The 23,508-nt window shown below is 31.3% G+C and carries 16 protein-coding genes; 5 read left to right on the top strand and 11 right to left on the bottom strand.

Annotated features, from left to right (window positions below; translation table 11 throughout):
* Positions 1–29: 29 nt before the first annotated feature.
* The 5 genes from ABRY23_13775 to lhgO form a co-directional block, all read right to left on the bottom strand.
* The gene (locus ABRY23_13775; protein ID MFA3784124.1) at positions 30–980 is read right to left on the bottom strand and encodes an acetyl-CoA carboxylase carboxyltransferase subunit alpha; all 951 of its coding nucleotides are present in this window, start codon (positions 978–980) and stop codon (positions 30–32) included.
* A complete protein-coding gene (locus ABRY23_13770; protein MFA3784123.1) occupies positions 980–2,971 on the bottom strand; it encodes a glycosyltransferase in 1,992 nt (663 codons plus the stop codon). The genes ABRY23_13775 and ABRY23_13770 overlap by 1 nt, the downstream gene beginning before the upstream one ends.
* Before the next feature lie 9 nt (positions 2,972–2,980).
* On the bottom strand, positions 2,981–3,703 hold the full coding sequence (locus tag ABRY23_13765) for a polyprenol monophosphomannose synthase (GenBank protein ID MFA3784122.1): 723 nt from the start codon (positions 3,701–3,703) through the stop codon (positions 2,981–2,983).
* A gap of 95 nt (positions 3,704–3,798) precedes the next feature.
* Entirely contained in the window at positions 3,799–5,202 is a 1,404-nt protein-coding gene (locus ABRY23_13760; protein MFA3784121.1) for a sugar transferase, read from the bottom strand.
* Between the two features lie 16 nt (positions 5,203–5,218).
* Complete coding sequence (gene lhgO / locus ABRY23_13755; protein MFA3784120.1) at positions 5,219–6,418, bottom strand: L-2-hydroxyglutarate oxidase; 1,200 nt, start codon at positions 6,416–6,418, stop codon at positions 5,219–5,221.
* 97 nt (positions 6,419–6,515) lie between these two features.
* On the opposite strand from lhgO, the gene ABRY23_13750 reads away from it, so the two are divergent.
* The gene (locus tag ABRY23_13750; GenBank protein MFA3784119.1) at positions 6,516–8,579 is read left to right on the top strand and encodes an O-antigen ligase family protein; all 2,064 of its coding nucleotides are present in this window, start codon (positions 6,516–6,518) and stop codon (positions 8,577–8,579) included.
* A 42-nt stretch (positions 8,580–8,621) separates the two neighbouring features.
* On the opposite strand, the gene ABRY23_13745 is transcribed toward ABRY23_13750, so the two are convergent.
* A complete protein-coding gene (locus tag ABRY23_13745) occupies positions 8,622–10,025 on the bottom strand; it encodes an undecaprenyl-phosphate glucose phosphotransferase (protein ID MFA3784118.1) in 1,404 nt (467 codons plus the stop codon).
* A gap of 178 nt (positions 10,026–10,203) precedes the next feature.
* On the opposite strand from ABRY23_13745, the gene ABRY23_13740 reads away from it, so the two are divergent.
* The 3 genes from ABRY23_13740 (at position 10,204) to ABRY23_13730 (ending at position 13,944) form a co-directional block, all read left to right on the top strand.
* Positions 10,204–11,016: a glycosyltransferase family 2 protein gene (locus tag ABRY23_13740; GenBank protein MFA3784117.1), complete on the top strand. Its 813-nt coding sequence runs from the start codon at positions 10,204–10,206 to the stop codon at positions 11,014–11,016.
* Positions 11,013–12,158: a glycosyltransferase family 4 protein gene (locus ABRY23_13735; protein ID MFA3784116.1), complete on the top strand. Its 1,146-nt coding sequence runs from the start codon at positions 11,013–11,015 to the stop codon at positions 12,156–12,158. The genes ABRY23_13740 and ABRY23_13735 overlap by 4 nt, the downstream gene beginning before the upstream one ends.
* A gap of 235 nt (positions 12,159–12,393) precedes the next feature.
* Positions 12,394–13,944: a lipid II flippase MurJ gene (locus ABRY23_13730; protein ID MFA3784115.1), complete on the top strand. Its 1,551-nt coding sequence runs from the start codon at positions 12,394–12,396 to the stop codon at positions 13,942–13,944.
* A gap of 688 nt (positions 13,945–14,632) precedes the next feature.
* Here the strand turns inward: ABRY23_13730 and ABRY23_13725 are convergent.
* Both ABRY23_13725 and ABRY23_13720 read right to left on the bottom strand, forming a co-directional pair.
* Positions 14,633–15,751, bottom strand: a complete 1,119-nt coding sequence (locus ABRY23_13725) for a glycosyltransferase (GenBank protein MFA3784114.1) — start codon at positions 15,749–15,751, stop codon at positions 14,633–14,635.
* A gap of 25 nt (positions 15,752–15,776) precedes the next feature.
* Complete coding sequence (locus ABRY23_13720; GenBank protein MFA3784113.1) at positions 15,777–16,964, bottom strand: glycosyltransferase; 1,188 nt, start codon at positions 16,962–16,964, stop codon at positions 15,777–15,779.
* A gap of 132 nt (positions 16,965–17,096) precedes the next feature.
* On the opposite strand from ABRY23_13720, the gene ABRY23_13715 reads away from it, so the two are divergent.
* Complete coding sequence (locus ABRY23_13715; GenBank protein MFA3784112.1) at positions 17,097–18,158, top strand: glycosyltransferase family 9 protein; 1,062 nt, start codon at positions 17,097–17,099, stop codon at positions 18,156–18,158.
* A gap of 135 nt (positions 18,159–18,293) precedes the next feature.
* Here ABRY23_13715 and ABRY23_13710 read toward each other — a convergent pair whose 3' ends face one another.
* The 3 genes from ABRY23_13710 to ABRY23_13700 form a co-directional block, all read right to left on the bottom strand.
* Positions 18,294–20,942, bottom strand: coding sequence for a T9SS type A sorting domain-containing protein (locus ABRY23_13710; GenBank protein MFA3784111.1), 2,649 nt, complete (start codon positions 20,940–20,942; stop codon positions 18,294–18,296).
* 412 nt (positions 20,943–21,354) lie between these two features.
* Entirely contained in the window at positions 21,355–22,431 is a 1,077-nt protein-coding gene (locus ABRY23_13705; protein ID MFA3784110.1) for a glycosyltransferase, read from the bottom strand.
* Positions 22,432–22,435: 4 nt separating this feature from the next.
* On the bottom strand, positions 22,436–23,362 hold the full coding sequence (locus ABRY23_13700; GenBank protein MFA3784109.1) for a glycosyltransferase family 2 protein: 927 nt from the start codon (positions 23,360–23,362) through the stop codon (positions 22,436–22,438).
* Positions 23,363–23,508: the final 146 nt, after the last annotated feature.

Here is a 23,508-nt window from a genome sequence, read left to right as displayed (position 1 = left end):
TTGGTTAATATGAAATTAAAGGTAAACAGTTATTCTTTATATACACCCATTTTACCAAATTTTTCTAATCTATTTTGAATCAACTTTTCGGGTTTAATTTTAATTAGCTGAGAAAGTTCTTCTTTAAGAGCGGATTTTAAAGTATTCGCCATTAGAGAATAATTTTTATGGGCACCTCCGAGAGGTTCAGGTATAATTCTATCGATAATCCCCTGTTGAAGCAAATCCTCTGCAGATAATTTTAATGCTTCTGCAGCTTGTTCTTTATAATCCCAACTCCGCCACAAAATGCTTGAGCAAGATTCAGGTGAAATTACTGAATACCAAGTATTCTGCAGCATCAAAATTCTATCACCTATGCCAATCCCAAGTGCACCTCCACTTGCACCTTCACCAATAATAACAACAATTATTGGAACTTTAAGTTTACTCATCTCAAATAAATTTCTTGCGATAGCTTCTGCTTGTCCCCTTTGCTCAGCTTCAATACCAGGATAAGCTCCTGGTGTATCAAGCATGGTAATGACAGGCAGATTAAATTTTTCAGCCAATTTCATTAATCGCAAGGCCTTTCGGTAGCCTTCAGGATTAGGCATTCCAAAATTTCGATACAAATTTGATTTTGTATCTCTTCCCTTTTGATGACCTATAATCATAATTTTATATTCATCAAGTTTAGCCAGACCACCTACAATAGCCTTATCATCTTTGAACAATCGATCACCATGCAGTTCTACAAAATCGGTTGTCATTAAATTGATATAGTCAAGTGTGTAAGGTCTTTCGGGGTGACGTGCCAATTGAACTCTTTGCCAGCGGGTCAAATTTTCATAAATATTTTTTTTAAGCTGAATTACTTTCTCTTCCAAAGTTCTAATTTCATTCCCTATATCTAAATTTCCCTCATACTTTCGCATTTCTTCAATTTTGTTTTCGAGTTCAATGATAGGCTTTTCAAAGTCAAGTATATTTTTTGCCATTAATCTCTCCGTCCTAAAATCATTTTTGAAAAAGTTCTTCCTAAAATTTCCAAATCGAGCCAAATGTTATAATTTTTTGCATAAAAGACATCTAATTTTTTTAGTTCTTCCGAATCATTTGAATCAACTAATTCAGTGAACCATAAGCCAGTTAGACCAGGCAAGCCGACGTACAATCCATTGTGATACGAATTTTCTTTAGGCCCGACCAAACTTTTTTTTCTCAAAATAACCAACGGTACCTGAAGTACAAAATTTGTGAAATTCGACCGCCGTTTAGTGATTAAACAAAATAAATATATGAAAGGATAAACGAAAAGTAAAATAAAGAAACTGAACACAAAATCGAATAAACTTTTAATAAACCGATGTAAAAATGACGAAATATTATATTCGATTCTTAAAAGAGGTATATCATCCAGCATTAGAACAGAAGATTTGCCCACTAAATAGTCAATTTCCTTCCCAGCGACCAAAAAATCTACAGTTAAACCTTGGCATTCCGAAACTACACCAAACATTTGATTAAATGTCAATTGCTCTGATGAAAATATTACAAGGTCAATTTTTTTATCAGAAATTATTTTTTTTATGTTCTCTAAAGCACCTATCACTTTATAAGAGCCGTGAGTTTCACCAATTTCTTTTCTGGATAATGAAACTAATCCTACTATGTTGTAAAGCTTGGAAAGATTTGATTTGAGTTTTTGAGCAAGCTTAATAGATTTTTCACCAGCTCCAACAATTAGTGTGTTTATTTTTCTTGTCTCACTAATTAGTCCAACTTTAAATATTACCTTAAAAATTATTCTCCAACTTGAAAAAAGTATAAAAACAATTCCGTAAGTAATTAGTATTACAGCTCTACTAAATGCAAATTGTTTAAAGAAAAAAGTAAGTGAAGAAAGAATGACTAATCCATAAAATAAAGAAAGAACAGTCTTAAGTACTGAAAGAGAAGTTTTATTATATGTGCCAGTTAATCCGGAGATAATAACCTGAAACAAAGACGGGACAAAATAAATCCATGGGATAACATAGTGCGGGAAGCCGGTCCAATGGCCAGGTTTATAAATTTTTTCTGAGATATAAACTGAAGTTGTAAAAAGAATTAAATCAAAGCACATTGAAGCAATTGGTAGTTTATAAATATTAAGAAAAGCAAAAAATTTTCTAAAGATAATAGCTAATCGTAGCATACTTTCAACAAAAAAAGAGGTTGCAAGGTGTTTACGTACAAACATGTGCATTGCGTCGTAAAAATATTTCGTTTCATCAATATTGCTTCTTTTTGTACTTTCACCTTTATAATGAATAATTTCAGTTGAATGAACATAATAAACCTTAAAACCCGCTGATTGAGCACGGTAGCATAAATCGAGGTCTTCACCATACATAAAAAACTGAGTGTCAAAACCGCCAATTTTTTCATAAACTTCACGACGCATCATCATAAAAGCGCCGCTTATTGCATCAACTTCGTAAGTTTGATTTTCATCTAGATAAGTGAGATTGTATCTTGCAAAAAGTTTACTTTTAGGAAAGAGTTTACTTAAACCCATCACTTTCGTAAATGAAGTCCAAGGTCCTGGGAAACCACGCCGACAAGCTAACTGTAGTGAGCCATCTGGATTTAAAACTTTACAGCCTGCAATACCAGCCTGCGGATTATTTTCAAAGAAAATAAGCATCTTGTAAAGTGTATCTTCCTTTACAATTGTATCTGGATTAATAAGCAAAAAATACTTACCTCTTGCTTTAGCTAATGCAAGATTATTTGCAGCACCAAAGCCAATGTTTTTTTTATTGACTATAAAATCTACCTCGGGAAATTTTTCTTTCACTAATTCTACACTTCCATCGTCGGATGCATTATCAACAATAATTATTTCAATTGATAAATTAACGCTTGCTTTTTTTATAGAATCGAGCAGGTTAAGAAGAAACTCTTTTACATTGTAATTCACTATTATTATTGAAAGGTCAATCATCTTTGAAATTCAATTTAATTTCCCGAAAATGCTTTTTAGTCTAAGTTTCCAAACCATAAAAATTGCTTCCCAGACAATCTTTTTAGACATCTTAGAATTACCTTCGGTACGATCAACAAAAATTATAGGAAATTCTTTTATCCTAAAATTCTTCTTCCAAGCTAAAAAATTCATTTCTATTTGAAAAGAATAACCGTTAGAGTGAATATTATCAAGATTTATTGAAGATAAAACTTCCCTTCTAAAACATTTAAAACCACCAGTGCAATCCATTATTGGTAAACTTGTAACAATTCTAGTATAAATATTTGCAAAATAGCTAAGTAATAATCTTACCATTGGCCAATTGACTACATTTACTCCCGAAATATATCTGCTGCCTATGACGAGGTCGTAATTTTTAATATACTCTAGCATTTTTTTTATTTCCTTTGGATCGTGAGAAAAGTCAGCATCCATTTGGATTATGTATTGATAGCCGTTTGAAAGAGCATATTTAAAGCCTTCTACATAAGCAGTGCCCAGCCCCATTTTCTTTTCGCGTTCAATCAATTTAATTCGCTTATCTTTTACAGATAAACTTTCCACGAATTTGCCAGTACCATCTGGGGAATTATCATCAACAATAAGAATATCTAATGATGGATACATTTGATTAATTAATGGAATCATTGATTGTAGATTTTTCAATTCGTTATAAGTTGGTATAATAACAATAGTTTTTTCATTCATAAAAAGATTACTTTCATTTTAGTTGTAAAGTTCTTAATAAAAATATACTTGAAAAAAGTAATTTCATTCGTAACTCTGCATTTTAAATTCTGAATTCACTCATAGTGTCCTTTCCCAAACAAAACAACGAGAACGGTTCTTAGTATAATTATAAAATCCATTTTCAGGCTCATATTTTCGATATAAAAGAAGTCGTATTTCAATTTTTCTTTTACATCGTCAATTGTCTCATCATATTTGTGTTTAACTTGAGCCCAGCCTGTGATTCCTGGTCGTACTTTAAGTCTTCTTTTATAGTAAGGAATTTCTTTAGAGAGTTTTTCGACAAAGAAGGGTCGTTCTGGTCTTGGTCCCACAAAACTCATATCCCCCTTCAAAATATTAAACATTTGCGGAATTTCATCGATTCTAAATTTTCTAATGAATCTGCCGACTTTAGTTATTCTTGGGTCATCTTTGGAAGACCAAACAGGACCAGTAAGTTTCTCAGCATCTTTAATCATTGAACGAAATTTGTATATTTTAAAAATTTTTCCACCTTGCCCCATTCTTTCTTGGGCATAAAGAATTGGTCCTTTGCTATCTATCTTAATTGCTACAGCAGTAATTAAAGTTATTGGCAAAGTTATAAGCAAAACCGCAAGGGAGAGAAAAATATCCATCAGCCTTTTAATTTTCTTTTCCCATTCAGGCATAAGTTCTGGCATTACATCGATAAGCGGGAAGCCATAAATTTGAGAAGTTCTTGCTTGACCACTAATAATATCATACAGATCAGGAACAATTTTTAATTCGATTCCTTTACCCTCACTTTTAGAAATAATATCCAGCAATATGTCTTCATGTTTTCTTTCTAAAGCTATAATTACAGTCTTGATTTGGGTTTTCTCAATTACACTCTCGAGGTTTTTGACTGTGTCTATTACAGGTACGCTCAAAAAGTCTTTACCTACGTTTTCTCTTCTAACAGCAACATAGCCAATTACATCAAGACCTAAAGCCTTATGGTTTTTTATTGATTTATGTACTTCATGCGCTTGGGGGTTAAAACCTATAATTAAGACTTTTCTTCTGCCGATACCTCTTATTAAAAGATTGCGTTGCAGACTTCGTATAATTAATCTGCCTGAACTAACAAAGATAAAAAATATTGCCCAGTATAGAAGGATAAAGAATCTAATTGAAGTTGAGGCTCCGTGAGTGTAATCATCGTAAAGAATTAAAAAGAAAAGTATAAAGATACCTACAAATGAAGCTTTGAAAAGTGTAGCAAGTTCATCAAATCTTGAATGGGCAAACCATGTGCGATACATTCCAACGAAAGTAAAAATTATAAGCCAGTAAAAGTAGACGGTTATCATTGGTAGGAGAAAATCTGGACGAGATAATAGATCGAACCAGCCGCTTTCAACTCTAAAATAGAAGAAAACGACCCATGCAAGATTAATTGCAATAAAATCAGAGGTCAATATTAGCAGTCTTTCAATTTTTTTGCTCAATTAGAGAACCTATTTATTAGTTAAATTTATTCAGTATTCTATTAGCAACATAATCACCTATTGAAAGAGAAGAAGTAGCAGCAGGGGACGGAGCGTTACAAACATGCAGCAGTCGTTTACTTTCAACAAAATAAAAGTCATCAATAAGTCCACCTTTTTTAGAACAAGCTTGGGCTCGCACTCCTGCACCCCCTTGTTCTAAATCACTTTCTTGAATTTCTGGGATCATTTTTTGTAACTCTTTAACAAATGCTTTTTTACTAAAGGAACGATAAAATTCACCTATCCCGGTTTTCCAGTATTTTTTAACTACTGATATAAAACCAGGCCAAGTTATGGTTTGAAAAAACTCAATGAGATTTATATCAATTTTGCGATAGCCTTCGAGCTTGAAGGCTAATACAGCATTGGGTCCAGCTTCCACTTTTCCATCAATCATTCGTGTAAAATGAACACCAAGAAAAGGAAAATTGGGGTCTGGAACTGGATAAATTAAGTTTCGGATTAAATGTTTCTTTTCTTCTTTAATCTTATAGTACTCACCTCTAAAAGGAATTATCCGAATATCAATTTCAGGATTTGTCATTTTAGCTAAGTAATCGGAATAAAGTCCTCCGCATGTTAAAACATACTTAGATTGGAAATGATTATCTTCTGTAATAATTTCACATTCGTCTGTTTTCTCTTTAATATTTATTACAGTACTATTAAATACAATTTCGCCATCCCATTGCTTAATTTTTTCGAGATATTTTTCTGATACTTGTGAATAATTAATAATACCAGTTTGTGGCACAAAAATCCCCTGAACGGCATTTACATACGGCTCAATTTCTTTTAACTCTTCTGTTCTCATAATTTTAATTCCGTTCAATCCATTTTCAATTCCGCTATTGTACAATTTAAGCATGTCAGGTATCTGCTGTTCGGAAGTAGCAACAATAATTTTTCCACATATTTCAAATTTTATATCATTTTCTTCAGCAAATTTAACCAATAACTTGTAACCATTAATACAGTTTATTGCCTTTAAACTTTTGGGCTTATAATAAATTCCAGAATGAATAACGCCACTATTGTTTCCACTTTGATGTTTACTTATTTGATTTTCTTTTTCGATAATTAATAGTTTCAATCGAGGATTTTTTTCGAGTATTTTGAATGCCGAAGCCAAGCCCACAATACCAGCACCAACTACTATAACATCATACTTCATTATAAGATTCTCTTTTACTCTTGGATTTGAATAATATTTTCATTTGAATTTCCAATTATATGTATTTTTGTAAAAATCAAAAAATCCGAGTCCTTTTATGATTGAACCCAATAGTAAACTAATTACTGCAATCGATAAATTAATTTATTTTTTTTCGATAGTTTTTTTGTGCACTCTAACAAATTCCATTTTTCTTAATCAAATTGGGTATTATTCTGCATTAATTTTAATTATTGTAAGATTTTATTTGACTGGAAGTAATCCATTCAGAAAAACTGGTTTAGAATATGCGTTTCTTTTTTATATAGCCGCCGAAATATTATCTACTGTTTTTTCAGTTAATCCATCACAGTCATTTCACAATTTGCTTAAAAGAGTGTTTCTTATTCCAATAATTTACACGTTCATAATTTCAGCTTCGGATTTTGAACGGGCAAAAAAATATGTGGTTATTTATTTATCCGCTGCAATAGCAACAATGCTAATTTATATTGGTGCCTCGTATAAATATTTTATCAATAGTTTTTATCAACTGTACGAATCCGGACCTTCAACTTTTCAATACCCTATTACTTCAAGTGAGTTAATGAGTTTTTCGCTTATTATTCTTTTTGCTTTTCTAATAAATGAAAAATTAAACATAAAACTTAGAGCTTTAACTCTAATTGCGTTTGTTATTAATTTATTAGCTTTAGCTGCAACTTACAAAAGAACAGGATGGCTCGGCGCTGCTGCGGGAATTTTACTGGTTATACTTCTTAGTAGAAAATGGATACTATTGTTACCGGTTATTCTATTAGTAGCCGTTAGTTTTTTCATCGAAAAGAATGTAAGCAAAATTACAATCTATGATTATAAACAAAACAATCTTCATTTTATTGAAGAACTGAAAACTGATGGCAGAGCATATAGCATCTTCCCTTCTGATAGTATTTATTATGTGAGTGATTTTGAAAATGGTCTTTTAGAATTCAATGCCAGTAATAATAAAATAATGAACAAATACAATTTTGAATCTCCAGTAATAAAATTTCAGAAATGGCAGGATAATTTTTATGTAGCAAATCTTATAGATACTCGGTTTGTTTTAATGAATGTTAATCATTCAAAAAAGTTTAACAAAATAACTGAATTCCTAACCCCAGGCTTCTTAACAGATTGGTGTAAAGCAAATAAATTCTTATATGCAATAGATAGCGACAGCGGGCTTACAATTTTTAGAGACCCGCTAAATCTAAGAAATAAACTTAGGTATACAGATAAAGCCATAACAAATAATAACGTAAAAATTTTCGCTGATTCCTCATTCTTAGTCCTTTTTTCAAAAACTAAAATTCTGTCTGTGTACTCCTTAAAAAATTTTTTACCTGAAAAAATATTAGATACAAAAAAGTTTTCACCTAAAAGTGATTTGGTATTCTATAAAGACTCTAAAATAATTGTTAGTGATGAAAACGGACTTAATTTATATTTAATCGAGCCAAACAATATTGAACTTATGAATACAGAAAAAAATATACGCAATGCTTATCTCGCTACTTCAAGTAATGAGAAAATTTTTATTGCTACTACTAAAAAATATCTAGCCCAAGTTGAAATATCCGACTCTTTAAAATTTTTACATAGCTCTATAAGTTATTTGGGATTTGTACCCACAAGCATTATTTCTCAAGATTCTCTTTTGTATTTCACCCAAGTAAAAAGAAGCCGACTGCTTAGTATTTTTGATCCCTATTTACCTTCTAATTTTTCACGCTTAGCGTTGTGGCGAGCTGGTCTTTTAATTTTTAGGGACCATCCTTTATTTGGTGTAGGCGATATTGACTTAGCTAATCTTTACAAGCAATATAAAAGAGATTTCGATAAGGAAATTCAAGGGCACATGCATAATAATTATATCCATCTTTTGGTCACATTAGGCTTATTTGGTTTTATTGCGGTAATGTTTTTGCTCGTAAAGATTTTTGTAATTCACATAAAAAATTATTTTACGCTAAAAGACATACCATTTGCATCATCTTATGCGTTGGGCGCAAGTGGAGCTTTTTTGGCTTTCCTCGTTTCCGGTTTGACTGAATGGAATTTTGGTGACCACGAAATTATAACTATGGTTTGGTTCTTGCTCGCTATTGGTAAAAGCCTATCCCAAACCCTTCCCTAAGGGAAGGGCTTTTTAAATTTAAAGTCCAACTTGCTTTTGCGTTTAATGCCCTTTCGTGTTGGCTGTTATCATCTGCCATATAGTTATTAAAATTATTTGAACGTCTAACCATAAGCTCCAATTTTCAATATACCAAATATCATGTTTAATTCTCTCTATTGTTCTTCTCCTGTTTTCGCTTTCATCTTCAACATCGCCTCTTAATCCGTGAATCTGCGCCCAGCCAGTTAATCCAGGCTTTACCAAATGTCGCAATTTAATCGCTTCAAAATATTTAAGATATTCCCGATTAAATGCAACACTGTGAGGACGCGGACCAACAATCGACATTTCACCTTTTATTACATTCCAAAATTGAGGTATTTCATCAAGATTCGTTCTTCTTAAAAATCTACCAAATTTTGTAACACGAGGATCATCTTTTGTGGTGGGAGTGAAAGCATCATTTCGAAATTTGTTGTCAACATACATCGAACGAAATTTAATACACCTAAATTTCTCGTTCTTCAGCCCAATTCGCTCTTGAATGAAAAATACTGGTCCTCTTGAAGTCAATTTAATTATTATTGCTACTAATGGAACTAACCAACTTAATATTACTACAGAAATGACTAAAGTAAAACAAATGTCAAACACTCTCTTAATAAGTCGCCACTGAAACTCTGCTAATGGTTCATCGCGTATAGTTATTATTGGAAAGCCACCTATATTATTTAATGCAAATCTTTTTGAAAGAAACTGAAAATAGTCTGGAATTATGTGTACTCTTAAAGCATTTTTATTGCATACATTAATTATCTCGTTCAATTTAGAAGATTCAATATCAGTGACTGTAATTACTGCTTCATCAACATTTTCTTTTTCTAAAAACAAATTTAGTTTATCAAATGAACAAATTATTCTTTTATTCGACTCGTGAAGTTGTTCATCAACAAAGCCAATAAATTTATATCCAAGATGTGGATTTAATTCAAGCAATTGAACAAACTCTTCTCCAATACTATTAGCCCCAATCACTATAATGTTCTTGACGTATTTACCCGTCCTATAAAAACTAAGTTGTATTATATCAAAAAGTAAAACTCTTAAAAAAATAAAAACAACAAGCATCAAGAAATAGAATGCTATAAAATTACGTGTGTATAAATTTTCTTTTGCAGCAAATATGAAAAAAATAGCCGCCATAATTTGAATTAAAGCATTCTTAAAAATAATACTCGACCTAAAGAAAAATGAACGAGGATTAAGATTATTGTAAAAGTCCGTTACTTTTGTACTTACATACCATAAAACATTTAATCCTATCATTAGAATAAACATATAAGGTTTTTGATAAAGAATGTATGCAGGTTGAGCAAGCCAGGCTGCAAAAAGAAATGCTGCATTAAGCAATATTAAATCAAGAAAAAGCTTAAAAGCGTAAAAAGACTTCTGGTTAACAATCATAATAGTTTAGAAATTATTATGTGTAATTTAATTACATTTTTTATTTATTATTGCAACAGAATTTAATTTAATTAACGATATTACTTTTCTTAGTACACAAGGCATGAGTTTCATTAATTAACATAAACTTTTAATAAAATTAGAGTTAATTCGTGTAATTCGTGTCTAATTATGAATTATGGTTTCAGTCATCATTATTCAGCATAACAATATTAATCTAACAAGAACTGCAATTGAATCTTTTTTAAGGTTTCACACGGACAATTTTGAAATTATTCTTGTCGATAATAACTCAACCGAACAAAGTCCTTTTGAACTTATTAAAGATTTCCCAAACATTAAATTAATAACTTCTCAAAAAAATTTAGGATTTGGTGCAGCAAATAATTTGGCCGCACAAAGAGCTTTGGGTAATATTTTACTTTTTTTAAACAACGATGTGATAATTAAATCCGAAATTCTAAAAGAAATTGAAAAAGAATTTTCGCTTAATCAACATATAGGAATAATAGGACCAAAGCTGCTCAATGAAGATAATTCATTGCAACTGTCTTGTGGAAAACTTCCTTCTTTGTACAGAGAATTTTTAGATAAAATACTTTACAAATTAGTAGACAAAAAAAATAAAGTTGCACTTAATTATATTAGTAAAAAGCATTTATTAAAAAAAGAAAAACAATGGGTTACAGGCGCGGCATTATTCATAAAAAAAGAACTATTCCTTGAATTAAACGGTTTTGATGAGTCGTTTTTTATGTATTATGAAGACAAAGATTTATGTGCAAGGGCAATTGCAAAAGGCAAAAAAATAATTTATTTCCCTAAGGTATCTTTAATTCACTTAAGAGGGAAAAGTTTGACAAGCTCAAATCAAAGGTTTCTTTTTCAGAAATACCGCGAAAGTCAAATACTTTATTATCAAAAGCATAGACCTAAATTTGAACATGCATTACTAAGAATTTATTTAAAATTAACTGGGAAATTAAATTGAGCCAGTCAAAGATAAAAATACTTATGATGATTGATGAAGCTAAAATTGGCGGTGGTCAGCAGCATCTTCTTTGGCTTACGCAAAGATTAGATAAGTCAAAATTTGATGTTGAAGTAGCTTGTGAAAAAAGTGGTTATCTAGTAGATGAGTTAAATAAGATTGGTGTTAAAGTTCATCCATTGAAAATTTCTAATCGTCCCAACATTTTTTCCTTAATAAAAACATATCAACTAATTAAAAAAATTTCTCCTGACATTTTGCATACACACGGCGGTACGGCTGGTTTTTACGGGCGACTTGCAGCAATCAAAAATTTTAAAGGTGCTGTAATTCATACCTATCACGGAATTCATTATTTGAACTTTGATAAACCATTACAAAAAAAAATTTATACAGTAATTGATAAATTCTTACTAAAATTTACCCATTGTACAATTTGTGTTGCTAAAAATGATTTTGAGTTGGGCATGAAATATGGCATAGTAAGAAAAGAAAAGTCAGCTGTAATTTTTAATGGAGTAGATATTGACCAATTTACCCAATCTAATCAGATTGAAAAAAGTACAATTAAATTAAAAATAAGTAATACAACTATTATCGGTTCAGTTGGAAGACTGCACCCCCAAAAGGGTTACGAATATTTAATTAAAGCATCAGAAGATGTAATAAAAAATTATCAGAACGTTCGATTCGTTATTGTTGGAGATGGTGAACTTAGAAATGATTTAGAACTTTTAGCAAAAAAAAGTAAAGTTGAAAACTATTTCACTTTCTTAGGAAGCAGAACTGATATACCAAGCTTAATAAAACAATTTGATATTTTTGTGCTACCTTCATTATGGGAAGGTCTGCCGCTTGTTCTCCTAGAGGCTATGGCATCTAAAAAACCTATTGTTGCTACCAATGTTAATGGAATAACTGAAATTATTGAAAATGGAAAAGAAGGCATTCTTATTCCCCCTAAAAATTATCAAGCGTTATCTAAGGCAATAATACATTTATTGAATAACAAACAACTGTGCGAACAATTAGCCGAACAAGCTTTTAAGAAAGTTTCGAGAGAGTTTAGTTTAAACAAAATGATTAATGAAACAGAAAAAATTTATTTGAAATGTTACTATAACGAGACATTTGAAAAATAGAATTTTCAGTGGTTGTCGGGGCTATCTAAAAAGTAAGATTTTTTTAAAAAAATAGAACACAGACAACACAGATTTTCACGGATTTTAAAATTGAAAAATTACTTTTTAGACAGCCCCCTACTTTGAAAACAATGGATTCCCGTTCCCCAATTACGTGAGAACAAGTTTCACGGGAATGACTCATCGAATTTTTCAGAAGTCTCTTAACAAAGCAAAAAAATAAAAGATTAGAAAAATGCTGAAAAAATGGCTGCATGGGTTAATTGGATTAAGTGCGTTTGCGTTGTTGGGTCGCTTACTTGGTTTTCTACGCGAAATTTTAATGGCATCTAAGTTCGGTGCAACAGAAATAACTGATGCTTATCTCACGACTCTTCTGCTATTTGATATTGCAATTGCAGCTAATTCTTCAATTCTATCTGGCACATTATCATACTATACACAAATCAAAAATTCGAATGTTTTTTACAAATCACTTTTCAATATCGGTGTTAAAATATTCATCTTCTCATTTATTGTTTCCCTAATTCTATATCCAATATCTGGCTTTATTTTACCATTAATTTTTACTAAATCTACTATTGCCGCACAAACTGCAATAAATACATCAAGATTACTATTTATCTTAACTTCCTTTTTAGTCCCCTCCGGCATATTTGCTGCAGTGTTACAATTAAAGGGGAAAATCACAAATCCTGGACAAATGATAGTTTTTTTAAATGTATCTTCAATTATCTCTTTAATTTTCTTGACGAAATACTTTGGTATTATTTCTTTACCTATTGGGTTACTTATCGGCGGTGTTTTGTTCTTTATTTACCAGATTTTTTTAACTCATCGAATAGATTTAACACAAAAAACAAAAGAAAATTTCTATGAAAACTCGTTGGATAATAAATTCAATATATTTGGATGGAGTACAGTCATTCTTTTAATATTTGGGAATTCATTAATACCAAGTCTCTCAGGTTTAATCGAGAGATATTTTGCCTACTCCTTTGTTGAAGGAACATTTTCTCATTATCAGTACGCCTTAAAAGTAATTTTATTACCTCTTACAATATTTAGCTTTGCAATTAGCACATCACTTTTACCAATTCAAACAAAATTAATTAACGAGGGTGAGATAAAAGAATTTTACAACGCTACAAATAAAGGGATTCTTGTTTCTGTTTTGACATCAATATTCTTCGTTTTACTTTTTTCTGTTTTATCACAGCCGATAATCCAAGTAATTTATCAACGAGGGCATTTTACACTGCATGATAGCGTAGAAACGTCTCACGCTTTGCAAATAATGGCAATTGCATTAATTCCTTTTTTGTTGAGTCCAGTTCTGGCAAATATTTTTTATTCATTAAAATCCGCAAAGAATTTAATCGCAATTAATTTACTTTTTGTCTTTATTCAGGCTATCGTTTTATTCTTTCTTTCCAAAGTACTTTCAGGCATAGAAGCATTGGCAATAACATGGGTTACTGTAGGCTGGCTTAATAGCGGTTTCTTAATTTATTATTTAATTCGTTTTAAAAGGGTGGTGTTTGATCGAGTTATTACTCTTAAATTATTACTTATTGCATTGATTACTACAATTATTATAATTCTTTGCAAGAATTTGTCTCAATACTTATTTGCACTTGATAATATTAATGAACAAACAGCTATGAAAATTTTATTAGTCGGACTAACTTTGCTCTTGATTTATTGCACAGTTGTGTTTCTTATTTTGAGAGATATGATTATAAAAATATCAGCTTATTTTTTAACTTATAAGGATAAAAAGTAAGACTAATTTATAGATGGAACGCTGATGAAACGGACTTTAAATGTCACCCGTCTCTGTTGAAGTCAAACGACTCGACAAACTACGTGGAAGTCTGACGATAGTTAAATCAACGTTATCGGCGAATGGGTTTGTTGACAAACCTCTTAAACAATTAACAAACGGACAACATTACATAAAGCCCTAATAAAAAAAAGGGCATACAGTGGCCTTTATTTCAGTTATTATGCATGTAATGTAATGAAACGAAGCAATACAAAACACAAGATGAAACAACATATTCAAAGAAAATAAGGTAATAAGGTAAATTGTCCTATGGTCTATAGGATGTTACTAAGGTTAAAGGGTAATGAATAAGGTTCTAAACTAATTTTACAAATAAGTCACATTTGGTTATCAAGATTATCAGCTTAGTAAGTTTAACAGGTATTCCCATCCTACAAATAAATCGATGTTGTTTAAAAAGTAATTTTAGACTAGATTCCTGGAAAATCATTAGTACACAGTGGTATACACAACTTTAGACTGTATAAATCCACGCAATCCACATCGCGTTTGTAACCTACTTTTCAAAAAATTTTTTAGCCGAAAGATAATTAGAACCAGCGGTTCATTCGAGCCAAGGGTTTATCAGCCTTTGGTCGAAGCCTTTGGCTATACTTTTTAGAAAGCCCGTTATATTCTTTTTATTCTATTTTGCTTTTAAATGAATTGCGATTTTCTCTTCTATATAATTTTTTAATTTTTCCTTAAATAAAGAGCGGTCGAATTGTAAAGCATGTTGACGAATTCTTTGTGGGTCAAAATATTTTTTGTCAAAAATCTTTACAGCATTAATTAATGCATCTGAAGTTTGCTCATAAAAAAAGATACCTGTAGAGTTCTCGCCTTCTCCTATTATTGTTTCCAGTGCCCCACCTTTAGCAAATGCAATAACTGGTTTGCCTGTAGCCATTGCTTCAAGTGGAACAATTCCAAAATCTTCTAAACCCGGGAAAATTAAAGCTTTACAACCACTATAAATTTTTGCTAACTGTTCATTATTACACCAGCCTAAAAATTCTATATTTTTCTTTGCAATAGCTTTCAATTTGTCAGCTTCTGGACCTGTACCAACAACAACTAATTTTTCCCCAATTTTATTAAAAGCTTCAATAGCAATATCAATTCTTTTATAGGGCACCAACGCACTTACTATCAAAAAATAATCTTCACATTTATTTGACAAAGAAAAAAGCGATGTATCAACCGGGGGATAAATAACATCAGCTTGCCTTTGATAATATTTTTTTATTCTTTCTGCCACGTTTTTAGAATTAGCAATAAAATAATGGACATGATTACTTGTACGAACGTCCCATTGGCGAAGTTTTGGTAAAATTAATTTCATTGCTTTTCTAACAAAAAAATTAGCCTTGCCTTTTCCGAAATAATCATCATACATATCCCAGATATACCGCATTGGTGTATGGCAATAGCAAATGTGTAAGGCATTTTTATTAGGTTTAGCAGCTTTAGCAACAGCATGACTAGAAGATATAATAAGATCAAATTCTGAAAAATCAATTGATTCAATAGCCAAAGGAAACAATGGAAGGTAATTTCTATATTTTTTTTCTTTGAAAGGCAATCTATCTATAAACGAAGTTTTGATACTCATTTTTTCTATAGTAGAAGAAAGAGAGCCTTTATTGTGAAGTAAAGTTATAAGTGTTGCTTGCGGGTATAATTCACATAAAACTTCTAAGACCTTTTCGCCGCCTCGCATTCCAGTAAGCCAGTCGTGAACTAAAGCAATTTTCATTTCCATAACAATTTGTCAAAAATAAATTAACTTATTTTTTTACTTTAGATGAAATATAACTTTCGAATTCCGCCACAATTTTTTCCCATGCAAGCAAAGATTGAATTTTTTTTGCGGCTTCATTAATAATTTTAGCCCGCACTGGAGGATTATTGAAAACAAAACAGACCTTTTCAACAAATTCATCTTCACTATTTGCAATAAAAATATATTCTTGTAATTCGTCTGGCAATCCAACAACTGCCACTGAGGTGGCAATAACCGGGACACCCAAAGCTAAGGACTCTATAACTTTATTTAATGTACCCGCACCAAATCTTATAGGTACTACATTAACTTCACTTTTTAAGTATTCTTGTTTAATATCTTCAACAAAACCAGTAACAATTATATTACTTGATTTTAATTTTTTAACCGAGTAAGGGGGTTTTTGCCCTACTATGTAAAACTTAGAATCGGGATATTTTTTTAGAATTTTAGGAAAGATTTTTTTTGAAAAGTAGCTTACAGCATCTTTATTAGGAAAATATGGCATATTTCCTGTGAATATTATTCTATGCTTTTCATAGCCTAAACTACCAGGTGAAAAATAACTTGCATCAAATCCGTTTTTTAGTATTTGAATATTATGATGAATTTTCTTATGCTCAAGATATTCTTTGTCCTTTTGCGAACAGACAAAAAGTGTGTCAAACTTACCAGAGATTTTTTCATATTCTTTAACTCGCTTAAGTTCAATCTTAACTGCAAATTTCTTTAAAGGGTTTTTTATAATCTTTACAAATCGTGATAAATAAAGCGAGACAGCATCAGTAAAATCTATAACTTTAAGAGCGTCAGAACCATTAGTAGCCTCAAAAAACTGAGCAGTACGAATAAGATGAAAATAGATAACATCAAATTCTTCATTTTCAAGAATAGTTTTTATTTTACTTTTCATTCTATTAGACGAGAAATATGCAACTTGAAAGGGAATATTTGAAAAAGCTACCTTTATAAGATTCAGTAGAGAATTAAAAAAGGAAAGTTTAACAGTGTCAATACTTATACCAAGCTTCCTTAAGTGAGCAATATATTCCATACTCTTTTTATTTTCATGAAAGCTTAGAACCTTTATATAATTTTTTTGAGCGAGGTTTTTACAAATGTTGAAGATTTTGAGTTTATCACCACGATATGGTGGATAAGGGATACGAGGCGTTATAATTAGTATTTTCACTTACAGAAGTCCGTACAAAATTATTTTTATCCTTTAGGAAGGTTAAGTTTCTATCACAAAAAATAAGAAAAATAGCCTGAAAATAATAATTTATTTATTTTTGATTAACTATTAAAACAAACATAAGAGAGCATGATTGTAAAAACAGATTGTAAATTTTTTCGTGGCGATGTTCCATGCAAACCACATAAGCAATATGGATACCACTGTGTTGACTGCCCAGAGTATAAGAATTCCGATGGCAAAATTTTAATTATAAAACTTGGTGCAATTGGAGATGTGATTAGAACTACCCCGCTACTTCGGAAACTTAGAGCAGAATTTCCCAATTATCAATTCTTTTGGTTGACTTATACTCCAGAAATTTTAAGTAGCGAGTGGGTAAACAGAATTCTCCATCCAACAATAGAAAATTTAGAGTTATTGAAAAATATTGAATTCAACTGGTTAATTAATTTGGATAAAGATGCACTGGCAGTTTCTCTGGCTAATTCTATAAATGCAAAAAGAAAATCCGGATTTACAATCGATGAGTTTGGACATGCCAAACCAATATCGAACAAAGCTGAACATCACAAATGGCTTACGGGATTATTTGACGATGTAAGTAAGGAAAACACAAAAAATTACATGCAGGAGATTTTTGAGATTTGTGATTATGAATTCAGTGGTGAGGAATATGTCTTAGAACTTCCCGAAGTACAAACAAATTTTGACATAAACAAAAACAAAAAAGTTATTGGGTTAAATACAGGTTGTGGCGGAAGATGGACTTCAAGATTATGGCCAACAGAATACTGGATTGAGCTTGCAAAAAATTTACTGAAAGAAAATTATGAAGTTATTCTTTTGGGTGGCGAGCAGGAAAACGAAAAAAATAAATTTATTCAAAAAGAAAGTGGTGCCAAATATTTCGGCTATTTTAACTTACAAACCTTTATGAATCTGGTCAATAATTGTGACATAGTAGTTACAGCAGTTACAATGGCAATGCATATTGCAATAGGATTAAAAAAGAAATTAATTCTTTTCAATAATATCTTTAACAAAAATGAGTTTTATTTATACGGCAGAGGAAAAATTTTAGAACCGGACTTTGAATGTGATTGTTATTATTCGCCAACGTGCGAAAATAGTTGCATGCAGTATTTAAAGCCTGAGAGAGTATTGGAAACAATTCGAAAGTTTTCCTAAACCACGATCGATTCCAAGTCTGATCAAAAATAAAATCTTGTATGTTAAAAGTGCTACCGCTAAGAGCACAAAGATATAAATTAAACTTAGCGTCACTTTGCGTCCTTAGCGGTTATACATGATGGTTACCACTTATCATTTGAGCAGCATCATCTTGATTTCTTTGCTAAAATGTTTATCTGATTCACTCAAAGCTTCCATACGGCAAATATAAACTCCGCTGCCTAATTTAGAACCATTCCATTTTATTGAATGGTAACCCGCTTCTTTTACGCCGTCAAATAATGTTGAAATTTTTCTGCCGAGAATATCATAAATTGTAATTACAACCTTTGAGTTCTCAGGCAAATCGAATTTAATTATTGTTTCTGGATTAAAGGGATTAGGATAATTATTATACAAATCAAAATCTGTTGGTAACATTCCAGGAGAGCTATTCGACTCCAAACCGCCAGCACTTTGGGTTTTACCAAGACCATTGGGTACAAATACAAACCAACCGTTTCCAAATGGCAGTGTAAATGAACTACTCTTAGGGAAATTATTGCCGGCAAATAGTTCAACAGAACCGCCGTTAATACTAGCATGCCAGCTGTACCAGCCAAATACTTGTTCGGGATAAATTGTCCAATTTTCTTCGGATTTGTTAACCCAAATAATGATTCCGTTGCTATAAGTAACCTTAAGTTGTGACATAAAGTCTGGAGAAGTATAATCATCCCAGCCAACAAACTGACTTATGTATTGAGAAGCCGTATACGGACCGATACCGTTTCTATAATATTCTATAGTTGATGGTGTTGTACTGAAAATAAGTTCCTGAATAGGATAAATATGCTTGTACTCTAATAATGCCTGATTAATTGTATGATCAATTACATTTTGCTTTGTTATTAAACCGCTATGTCCATACGCCAATTCTGTTGCCATATACGTTAATACTTGGCTGTTTGAAATAGTTGCATAAACACTATCTGCACCAGGAGTAGGAGCGAAAAAACTACCACAATGACCAACACCGTGAAGCGCAGACTTTCCATGCATTTTCAGTAAATCGAAGTCAACAAGCAAGGGGGCTTTGTAACCGTACAGCGTATAGTCCGCAGTGTGAAGTCGTGCCTCAAGATCATCGAAATAACCAAGATAAAGAAAATGATTATTTCCCTCTCCTTGTACAGGCCCAGAATAATTTGTTCTCAGGAAACTGGGTAAGTTGCGATATTTATGAAGAACATATTTAAAATATCCAGCGCTATCTTTATTAACACTTGCATCATAATCAACTATGTTAGAAGGATTATGAGCAGAATGTACATCTAAATAGCACCAATTAGGTTTGTGATTACCCATGGCTGATACTATCTGACCTGATCCGTAATTTGATAAATAATAACTTGCTTTGCCAGCATTAAATACACGCGCTGTATCTGAACCATTACACCCCCCACGCGGCCAATTAAGCAGATATTGACCATTCGAATTTTTAGCTAAATCTCCAGTATGCGAATAGTACTCATCCCAGTTTGTATAAGTATCCATATAATTCTCATGCAAAGCAAAATTATACCCCAATTTGATTACTATCGTATCCCTTGTTCGTATAAGAAGATTGTTATCTGTCATATTACTACATATATTGGTAAGGGAACAACTATCACTTCCTGAAATGAATGTGTTTGCTGGTAAAAACTGGGGATAGCCACTATCAAATCCCTTATACTGATATTGTTTAATAATAACATTCAGCCCATTTACACCCATTTTTTTTAAAAGGTTTAGAAGCTTGTAATTGTTTCCATACTTTGCATCCCCTACAGCATATGGTTGATAACTAGGTTCTAAAGAAGAAATTGCATAGCCGCTACATTCTGGTGGTTCTATAAGCCATGGATATGGGGGTCCATAGGACAAAACAGTTTTACTTGCTGCAATAGATTTATATGGAGCATTAGGTGCAACAATATTCGGTAAGACATTTCTAATGTCTGATGCAACAGTTAAATAAATAGTCTCTTTGAGAGGATTCCTAATCCCATTAGTTTTTGCATTATACCTCACCTTTTGAGCAAACCTAATGGATTTTGTTGACACCCAGTCTGGTACAGCATACTCACCTGGATCAAAAGGATAAATGGTTGAAGCGTTTGTAACTTCCCAGTCAACAAATAATGAAGTATAACTATTATCAGAGTATAAAATATTAAAAAGTGTTAGATATGGAACTCTGACTATTCTTTTATCATTAGCATTTTCGCATCTATCAAATTCAAATGATGTGGCTTTAGTGGAATTATTAAGAACTTCTACTTTAATAATTAGTGTTCTCCCCGAAATTGTCATTTCGTATTTATAATCAAGGTAATCTCCATTATATAACATTCGCCAATATGATATTACTGTATTACCACTTTGAAAGGGATTGGGTGTTAGACATTGAAAAGTTACCCCATTATCCCAAGGTTTTTTCTCAAATCCTGATAATTCTGCTCCAATTCCACCAACATTGCTTGGCCAAAACCAATTGCCGTTATTTGCTTTTGCTTTCAAAGCATGCAGATTTCCCCCTGTTTCATAAGGATTTGGTAGCGTGCCTATATTATACCTATAAAGAGTATCTGAATTAAAATAGAAAAAGTATTCATTTGTAGCCGAATTAAATGTTACAGTATTTGTTCCTGGGGGAGAAGTAGGCATTGGTGATGTTTGAGCTGAAACAAATTTTGGGGCAGTATACAAAACTGTTAATAATAAGAATGAAACAGGCAATTTTTTTAACTTTTTCATGTTATTCCTCGCTTTTTTATTTGTAAAATGACTATTATTGGAAAAATTATTAAAAAAAGAAGTTGTATAATAAATTAAGATGAACAATAATTGTTCCAACTCAGAATAAATATATTGGTGGATAAATAGATTTTTTTACAATTTATTAAAGAAAGTATCTATTAACTGCTATTTTTACCTGTAATATCTACTTAAAAAGCTTAACGTAAATAGGCCTTGTTATATAAAACAATCATAGTTCATATGAGATGATTAAATTAATTTTAAGAAAGACTTATTTACAAAAATTATTATGACTCACTTTGTTATTAAATTAATGCTTTAGTTTTAAGAAGAAAGGACGCTTATTCTGATAAGCTAATGAAAAGGCCTGTTGAGAAATCGTACTTTATAAAAAAATTATTTACTCACCTTAAAAGTCACTATTTAGCACATACTTATAAATCCTCAGATGTTCTTCAGCAATTTTATTAAAATGATAAATTGATAAGTCACCATAGTCCAATCTCTGTTTAATGATATCATAATCTTTATCCACTTTCTTCAATTGATTAATAAATGATTCTTGATTATCAATCTCAAATTCCAACATTTGATTATTATGTTTTTTATTTAGTTCTCTACTTGTAGGAATATTGGAAATTATTATTGGAATATTCTGACTCATTGCTTCAATTATCGGCATACCAAATCCTTCATACAACGAGGGGAAAATAAGAGCTTTGCTGTATTTATACAATTCCACTATTGCATCATCATCTAAATAACCAAATGTTTTTATACCAAGGTCCTCACGCAATAGGTGTTTAAAATCCAACGACCCCCACCAAAACTGACCTGCTAAAATAAGCTGTGTATCTTTATTAATTATATGATTCTGCTTTGTTTTAATAAAAGCTTCTAAAATAAATTTAAGATTCTTTCTTCTTGAAAGGCTGCCAATGAAGAAAAAATAACTGTATGGCTTCACATTATGACTTTCTAAAAACTTACTTGTTATAGTTGATTTCCAGAAAACCTCTCTTATACCATTGTTACATACAAAAACTTTTTCTGGAGATACTTTCGAAAAAAACTGGCTGATTTCTTCTTTTATTGAACTTGAGGGCACAATAATGCCGTTTGCTCGTTTTAATGCATTAAGTATTGAATGTTGATTGTACTTCACATAAAGGTAAGGAATCGTTTCCGGGAATTTGAAAGCTCCCAAATCATGGATAGTGACAATTTGTTTTGCCCTTCCTTTTAAGAACGGCACATAATAATTTTGATAGTGAATTATATCATAAATATTTTTTTTAACTAAATAATTTGAATGAAAAAAATAGATAAATCTTCTTAAATACCTATGTAGATTCCTTAAGTAATTAAAATCGGTAATATCACAGAAAATTATTTTCTTCAGTGATAAATAAAGGTTAATTGCTTGATACCCAATACCAGTTAACTTGTTAATAGTTGATAATCCGTCATCAATTAATACCTTCAAGGGTTTAACCTACTCTCATATTATTAAATATTTTTTTTGTTAGTTGACCCATCATCTCATTACTGAAATCGTTTGTTGCTAACTTATATATTTTTCTAATTTCTGTTCCGTTCCTTGAAATAAAAATCTTAATGTTCATTGTTACAACTAAATATAAATAGAACAAATAAAACCAAAAACCTAATCTATTTTTTGCAAAAAAAAGTCTATTTCTTATTGTATAGTACAATGGAAGCAACTCACCGTTCATTTTTGTAGTAGTGTTCACTTTGTGATAAATTTTACTATTTGCAACAAAACGTATTTTAAAACCAGCATTTATCGCTCTATAACAGTAATCTGTATCCTCAAGATACAAGAAGAATCTTTCATCGAGCAAACCGACTTTTTCAATTACTTCTCGTTTGATAAGCATACAACACCCTGTTGCAAATGAACAGTATTTATTAATGTTATAATAATTACGCCCCTTTTTATTAAATCCACGTTGAAACCCTGACGCCCTAATTTTGCTAATATAGCCGCCTGCACTCCAAATTTGATCTCTATTCGTGTAATAGAATATTTTAGGTGTAAGAATTCCAATGTTTGCTAATTGTGTACTTTGCTCAATAAGTTTATCTAAAAAATCAGGTTCTACAATTGTATCATTATTTAATAAAAGGACAAAATCAGAGTTATTTTCTAATGCATACCTTATACCAACATTATTTCCTCCAGCAAAGCCTTTATTCGAATCATTTACAATTATCACTTTAAGAAATTCTCCAAACTTTTCCATAATAACTTCAACATCATTACCTGATGAATTATTGTCAACAAGAATTACATCAAAATTGCCATAATTAATCTTTTGTACTGACTGAAGACATTCCAAAGTGTCTGCCAGTCCATTCCAATTCAGAACTATAATGCTAACTTTAGGGATCATTTGTGCAGTAGTATTTTTATTTGAAGAAATTAACTAGACATCATCAGTAAAAATATACACTATAATTTCTCAAGTGAATATAGATTTTTTTGAAAAAATACTTTCACAAAATTGAAGCATAAACATTAACTTTAAAAAACGTATTT

It is taken from the genome of Melioribacteraceae bacterium 4301-Me (assembly GCA_041538185.1).
GTDB classification, from domain to species: Bacteria; Bacteroidota; Ignavibacteria; order Ignavibacteriales; family Melioribacteraceae; genus Pyranulibacter; species Pyranulibacter aquaticus.
Note: the sequence above shows the minus strand (reverse complement) of the source record. Positions and strands in the feature narration are given on the sequence as shown.

What these genes read in the sequence shown, in the direction of transcription:
- ABRY23_13770 (MFA3784123.1), bottom strand. Translation starts at nt 2,971, where the DNA reads ATGATTGACCTTTCAATAATAATAGTGAATTACAATGTAAAAGAGTTT.
- ABRY23_13745 (MFA3784118.1), bottom strand. Translation starts at nt 10,025, where the DNA reads ATGATTGTTAACCAGAAGTCTTTTTACGCTTTTAAGCTTTTTCTTGAT.
- ABRY23_13765 (MFA3784122.1), bottom strand. Translation starts at nt 3,703, where the DNA reads ATGAATGAAAAAACTATTGTTATTATACCAACTTATAACGAATTGAAA.
- ABRY23_13700 (MFA3784109.1), bottom strand. Translation starts at nt 23,362, where the DNA reads ATGATCCCTAAAGTTAGCATTATAGTTCTGAATTGGAATGGACTGGCA.
- ABRY23_13715 (MFA3784112.1), top strand. Translation starts at nt 17,097, where the DNA reads ATGATTGTAAAAACAGATTGTAAATTTTTTCGTGGCGATGTTCCATGC.
- ABRY23_13725 (MFA3784114.1), bottom strand. Translation starts at nt 15,751, where the DNA reads ATGGAAATGAAAATTGCTTTAGTTCACGACTGGCTTACTGGAATGCGA.
- ABRY23_13710 (MFA3784111.1), bottom strand. Translation starts at nt 20,942, where the DNA reads ATGAAAAAGTTAAAAAAATTGCCTGTTTCATTCTTATTATTAACAGTT.
- ABRY23_13730 (MFA3784115.1), top strand. Translation starts at nt 12,394, where the DNA reads ATGCTGAAAAAATGGCTGCATGGGTTAATTGGATTAAGTGCGTTTGCG.
- ABRY23_13775 (MFA3784124.1), bottom strand. Translation starts at nt 980, where the DNA reads ATGGCAAAAAATATACTTGACTTTGAAAAGCCTATCATTGAACTCGAA.
- ABRY23_13740 (MFA3784117.1), top strand. Translation starts at nt 10,204, where the DNA reads ATGGTTTCAGTCATCATTATTCAGCATAACAATATTAATCTAACAAGA.
- ABRY23_13750 (MFA3784119.1), top strand. Translation starts at nt 6,516, where the DNA reads ATGATTGAACCCAATAGTAAACTAATTACTGCAATCGATAAATTAATT.
- lhgO (MFA3784120.1), bottom strand. Translation starts at nt 6,418, where the DNA reads ATGAAGTATGATGTTATAGTAGTTGGTGCTGGTATTGTGGGCTTGGCT.